At 66.8% G+C, this 5,112-nt stretch carries 4 protein-coding genes; all 4 read right to left on the minus strand.

Annotation, left to right across the window (positions count from 1 at the left end; genetic code table 11):
• Positions 1 to 73 precede the first annotated feature (73 nt).
• Positions 74 to 1,207 carry a type I-G CRISPR-associated protein Cas8g1/Csx17 gene (gene cas8g1, locus ACQ754_RS16875; RefSeq protein ID WP_440998213.1) on the minus strand — a complete coding sequence of 378 codons (1,134 nt, stop codon included), beginning with the start codon at positions 1,205 to 1,207 and terminating at the stop codon, positions 74 to 76.
• A gap of 36 nt (positions 1,208 to 1,243) precedes the next feature.
• A complete protein-coding gene (gene cas3g, locus ACQ754_RS16880) occupies positions 1,244 to 3,745 on the minus strand; it encodes a type I-G CRISPR-associated helicase/endonuclease Cas3g (RefSeq protein WP_440998214.1) in 2,502 nt (833 codons plus the stop codon).
• A 65-nt stretch (positions 3,746 to 3,810) separates the two neighbouring features.
• Positions 3,811 to 3,981: an HIRAN domain-containing protein gene (locus ACQ754_RS16885; RefSeq protein ID WP_440998215.1), complete on the minus strand. Its 171-nt coding sequence runs from the start codon at positions 3,979 to 3,981 to the stop codon at positions 3,811 to 3,813.
• A gap of 46 nt (positions 3,982 to 4,027) precedes the next feature.
• Complete coding sequence (locus ACQ754_RS16890; RefSeq protein ID WP_440998216.1) at positions 4,028 to 4,993, minus strand: helix-turn-helix transcriptional regulator; 966 nt, start codon at positions 4,991 to 4,993, stop codon at positions 4,028 to 4,030.
• Between the last annotated feature and the right edge of the window lie 119 nt (positions 4,994 to 5,112).

The raw sequence follows: 5,112 nt of genomic DNA on the forward strand, positions 1-5,112 counted from the left end.
ACGACAACCGCTTCGGCTAGCGCTACCCCGAGGCCTTCCTCACTGCCCGGTCAAGACGGCCGGAAATGAACGCTTACTCCTTTGCAGCCTTCCGACCCAGGGTCACTCGGCCCTCGGCAAGCAGGGCGCGCAACTCCGGGAGCCCCATGGCCGCCGACCAGAGCGGCGCCCAGAACTCGTGGCGCGGATTCTTCTCGTCGCTCGCCGCGGTACTGCCTGTGCCGGCCGCGGTGGTCCGCACCGTGAACGGGTAGCTGAGTGCGCTACCGGCAGCGCTCTCCAGCCGCTTGGTAGCGGCGGTCGCGAACAGGAGGGCGCCCTCGAGCATCAGGATGAAATCCCAAGGGTTCACCGGCGGTTTGTCGGCATCGAAACCACTGACCTGATTGGGTCCTCCCGCAGCACCCGGGGCAAACTGGCCAACACTGGATGAGGGTAAGTTAGGGGCTCCTGTGGCGAATAAGCTATCCGTAAGCCAATCAGCTGCCCCTTTCCTGGGTGCGCCGCTGATAGGGTCAATGACTGTTACAAGTCGCTGCATAAAGTTATTGGTGAAGTCCAAGTTACCGTCGGTGCCTCCGGTTCCCCACAAAGGCGGATACTTGGTTTCCTCATTTGCGAGAACCAGCAGGGAATCGAGGGCCCTTACACCTTCTTCGGGAAATTGCGAACGCAATCGCGCGATCAATCGATCCTTTCGCATTGCCTTGGGCGCTTCGTCCAAGTCCATTTCGGCGAGTGCTGTCTTCGCCAGATCGATTACTCGCTGAAGGTTGCGGAAACGCGTAGTGGTAGCTCGATGGATTTGATCAAGCGTCCGAGTTGCTTGCGTTGGTTGATCTCGTATCCCTGTCTTTTTCTTCTTACCCGTTTTAGGATCTTTTTCATTTAGTTTTCCTTCTCGAAAGAAGAATCCACTGCCGCCGTTCCAGGGCGCAAGCACCGGCGTAGGGCGGTACTCCTCCAGCAGGAACCGGCGCAGGCCAGGGGCGTCCAGACGGCTGCAGAGGACGAACTGCTCGTCCTTCCAATAGCCACGGGCATCGGGATCGGCCTGCTCGGCCACCAGGCGCAGGACCCCCAGGGCCTTGAGATAGCCGGCCAGGGGGATGGGGCCGCAGCCGGGCAACGGCACCTCGTGGATGCCGGTGGCATCGGTTCCGCTGGAAGTGATCGCATCCCGGTCGCGTTCTCGCTGTTCAATCATTACTGCCCTCCCGGCATTCCTCGTACCTTGCCAGCTTCATTGCTCCGCCTCCCGGGCCGAGGCCCGCCAGTCGGCGATGCGAACCAGCGCCTCCTCCCAGGCCAGGCGGAAGGGCCCGAATTCATCGAGAAGGCGGTGGGTCCGCTCGCTCCACGAGGGGCCCTGAGGGCCGCTTCCGAGCCGCATGAGATCCAGCCGGAGTGTCACCGGCTCCAGGTGTTCCCCGTCGAAATCCAGTGCCGGCAGGGTATCCCCGGCCCAGATGCCGCGAGCGAAGAGGGTCTCGGGATCGGGGGGCTCCTGCTCATCGGGGAGGGCCCGCAGACCCAGCCGCACGCGACCGTGATGGGCCGCAATGAGGTAGGCGATTCGGTCGCGCTCGATGGGTTCCAGCCCGACCCCGTCCTCTTCCAGCCAGGCCAGGGCCGAGGCCAGCTCGTGGCGGAAGCCGGGGCGTTGCTCCCGTTCACCGTCTTCTCTCAGGCGGTGGTAATCGGGCCGACCGGGACGATCGGATTTCGCCCAGGGGCCCTCGATATCCGCCGTGGGATCGAAACCGAGGCCGCGCTGGAAGGCCTCGTGGGCCTTGCCCACGTCGTGCCAGCGTGCCGCCGTCTCCAGCGGTCCGCGCTGTTCGTCGGGTATCTCCAGGGTGCCGGCGAGTTCGGCCATGGCCCCGGCCACATCGGCCAGGTGCTCCGGCAGGGGGACCCGCCGGCCGATATGGGTGAGGAGGTCGCTCCCGTACCCCTCGGCCTCGTTACCTGCCGTCGCCGCCATTCCGGCTACTGGTCCATCCTGGCCGGGGACAAACCCCTTGTCGGGGTCGTACCCCCCATCGGCCAAGGCGAGCAGAACGGTCTGCCCCGGGCGGATTTCATCCGCACGGACGGCGACCCATCGACCCGCGCTCCCACGGCCGGCTATGGGATCCAGTCGCCAGGCGAGGCGGCCTTCCCGTCCGAGCAAGCGCTTCCGGGGGGCAGACAGCTTCCTGGTCAGATGGTCGCGCAACTGCGCCACGGAGACGTTGCACAGCTCTGCCCGGCCGGGGGGCGCCTGTTCGGCCGCTTCTTCATCCCCGGCCACCTCCCGCCAGAAGACCTGAACCGGGGGCGTTCCGGTGTCTCGAACGAACGGGGAGATATCCACGTCGAAGCCGGAGAGATCCGGATCGGTATTGAAGAGATCGAGGAGATCCCGGCGGCGCAGGACCTGGGTGGTCGCCGGGGACTCCGTGACCGGCGGCAGATCGGCCGGGGCAGCGGAGGCAGCGGTGCGGAGCTGTTCCCGGCCCTGTGCCAGCGGGCCGGGTTCGTAGGGCAGCGCGAGATCGCTGACCTCTTCGTCCAGGTCGATCCAGCGGATTCGGGCCTCGTCGAATCGCCCCGCCCGATTGCAGCGGCCAAAGCGTTGCACTAGGGAGGCCCAGGGGGCCAGCTCGGTAAAGAGGACGCGGCTGTCCAGGTCCACCCCCGCCTCCACCGCCTGCGTGGCAACGACGATGCGCCCCGCCTCCCCCACGGGCTGGTGAAGGCGATGTTCGATGGCCGAACGTTCCGCCGGACGGAAACGCGCATGGAGCAGCAACCGCTCGGCCTCGCTGCCCTCGAGAGCGTCGTAGAGCGCCTGGGCGCGTTCCACTCGATTGACGATGACCAGGGTCTGTTCGCCCGCGCAGTGGGCCTGGCGGATCTCGTCGGCCAGGGAACGGATGTACTCGGCCACGGCCGGCTTCCTGGCCTCGGCGAGTTGCGTCTGCGCGGGGGCCAGCTCCTTGGCCGCACCGACTCGTTGCCTGACCGGCTCTTCGGCTCGATCGGCCTTGTCCAGCTCCAGCCGCTGCAGCCCGCTCTCGCGATGAGGCCGGAAATCCACCGTATCCAGCCAGTCCTCGCGCAGGGTCGCGGAAACCCAGGTACTCCGGGCCGGAGCTGCCACTCCCAGATCCCGCCGGAAGGCCTCCAGCTGGGTGGCAGTCGGCAGCGCCGGGCCCATGAGCTGCACCTCGTCGAAGACCCAGAGGCTGTCGTTGTGCAGCAGGCCGTAGTGGACCGGCCACTGGTAGCGGCTCATGCCGTAGCCACGCATGAGGGCGCGGGATAGCAGCATATCCTGGGTGCCCACCAGGATCGCCTCCTGCTCCGGATGGCTGGCCCAGCTCGCCTGCCTCAGGTCCGGTTCCCCGCCCATGAGGGTATGAACGGCCATCGTGCCCGGTTCCCCGGGCTCGCCGAGCACGCCGAGTTTCTGCAGCCAGGTTCGAGCGTTGTCGACGGTCTGTTCCACCAGGACCCGCATGGGCAGACACCAGACCAGGCGGCGCGGTATGCCGGCCTCGGGTGTGGCGCGTTCGCCCCCGGCGCGGATGCCCCGGCGATAGGCCCAGGCCAGTGTGATTGCGGCTGTCTTGCCTAGCCCCGTGGGGACGTTGACCAAATCGGGCCAGAGACCCTCCGCGAGTCGACGCTGATACGGGTATGGGACGAGGTCCGCCTCGTCCATGGCCTGCCGAAAGAGTGCGGTGTAGTCGTTCATGCGGTCCTCGCGGAATGAGCTGGTTTCCCCGGTCGGCCGCCTGGTCGAACGGGCCTTGTGACGTCCTATGCGTTCGCAAGCAGCGTGACTTCGAGTTCGATCCGTTGCCACGGGCTTTGCGCTGCCCGTAGCTCGACGATCGTTGCCTCCAGCCGCTGGCCACGGTCCAGCATCTGGCTGATGGCGGTGTTTTCGCGTCTGGGGATGTACCCGAGCTTTCGTTCCCGCCATTTCACTGTTTCTACTACCGGCGGTGGCTCAGAGACTGCGCCACTGTATAAATCAACAGTATTGCGCCACGGCCCGGTGGAGCTTGTTCGCGACGTGTCGGCGTAACGTCTGCGGTGCAACTACCTCCGCGTCCGGCCCGTGGCGCAACACCTCCTGGATAAGCTCGGTGGGGTCGGAGTAGGGCACTTGCAGCTCCCAGCCGCCGTCGGCGGTCCACTGACCGATCTGGTCCGGGTGCCAGTGCTCGTCGGCGACCCAGCGCGCGGCGTGGGGGGAGAAGCGCAGCACGGCCCAGGATTCGGCGGTGCCGGTGAAGATGCCGAAGCTCGCTCGCAGGTAGCGGTCGTGGTCGTCGGTGTCCAGGTCCCGGGTGGGTTCGTCGAGGATGGCGGCCTCACGGATCCGGTCCAGCGAGAAGATGCGTAGGGCCTCGCGGTCCGTGCACCAGGCCGAGAGGTACCAGTTGCCCCGGTAGTGGAGGAGCTGCTGTGGGTGGACTCGCCGCCGGCTGACCTCGTCGCGGGCGCGGGCGTGGTAGGTGAAGGCGAGCTGCCGCCGGGAGAGGGTGGCGTCCGCCGCCGGCGTGAAGGCCTCGCCGGGTGTGGCCCGGCTGGTGACCCGGTCGATGCGCACGCGCCGGGCGAACTCCTCGGCGTCGGTGACGCTGTCGCCGAGCAGGCGCCGGATCCGGCCGCGTAGCGGGCCTATGCGGTCGCGGAGCACGCCGGGCTGCACGGCCTCGAGGAGCTGCTCGCTCGCCAGCAGCGCGTAGAGCTCGCTGTGGTTCAGCCACAGACCTGGCAGCTCGAAGGGGCCGTCCGCTTCGTCGTAGTGGTAGCCGTTGGCCTCGGGATCGTATGCAAGGGGCGCATCCAGCTGGTCGCGCAGGAACTGAATATCCCGCTTGATGGTGGCATCGGAGACCTCGAGGTGCTCGCGCAGGCGCTGGAAGGGGACGGGGTGCCGGCTGTCGCGCAGCAGGGCGTGGAGGCGGTAGATCCGTTCGGTTCGTGCCATGGGCGTCCCGGCCCGTCTTTCTTGATTCGTCCCGTGAACCTTAGAGGGTGTTTACAAATTAGACGGTTAGCCGCCGCATCAGCCGGCGTGCTTCGGTGAGCCAAACCCAGGCCTCAGCG

It is taken from the genome of Arhodomonas sp. SL1 (genome assembly GCF_052060015.1).
In the GTDB taxonomy this organism is placed as follows: Bacteria; Pseudomonadota; Gammaproteobacteria; order Nitrococcales; family Nitrococcaceae; genus Arhodomonas.

Coding starts and splice junctions, on each gene's coding strand:
- cas8g1 (WP_440998213.1), bottom strand. CDS start 1,207: ATGATTGAACAGCGAGAACGCGACCGGGATGCGATCACTTCCAGCGGA.
- cas3g (WP_440998214.1), bottom strand. CDS start 3,745: ATGAACGACTACACCGCACTCTTTCGGCAGGCCATGGACGAGGCGGAC.
- ACQ754_RS16890 (WP_440998216.1), bottom strand. CDS start 4,993: ATGGCACGAACCGAACGGATCTACCGCCTCCACGCCCTGCTGCGCGAC.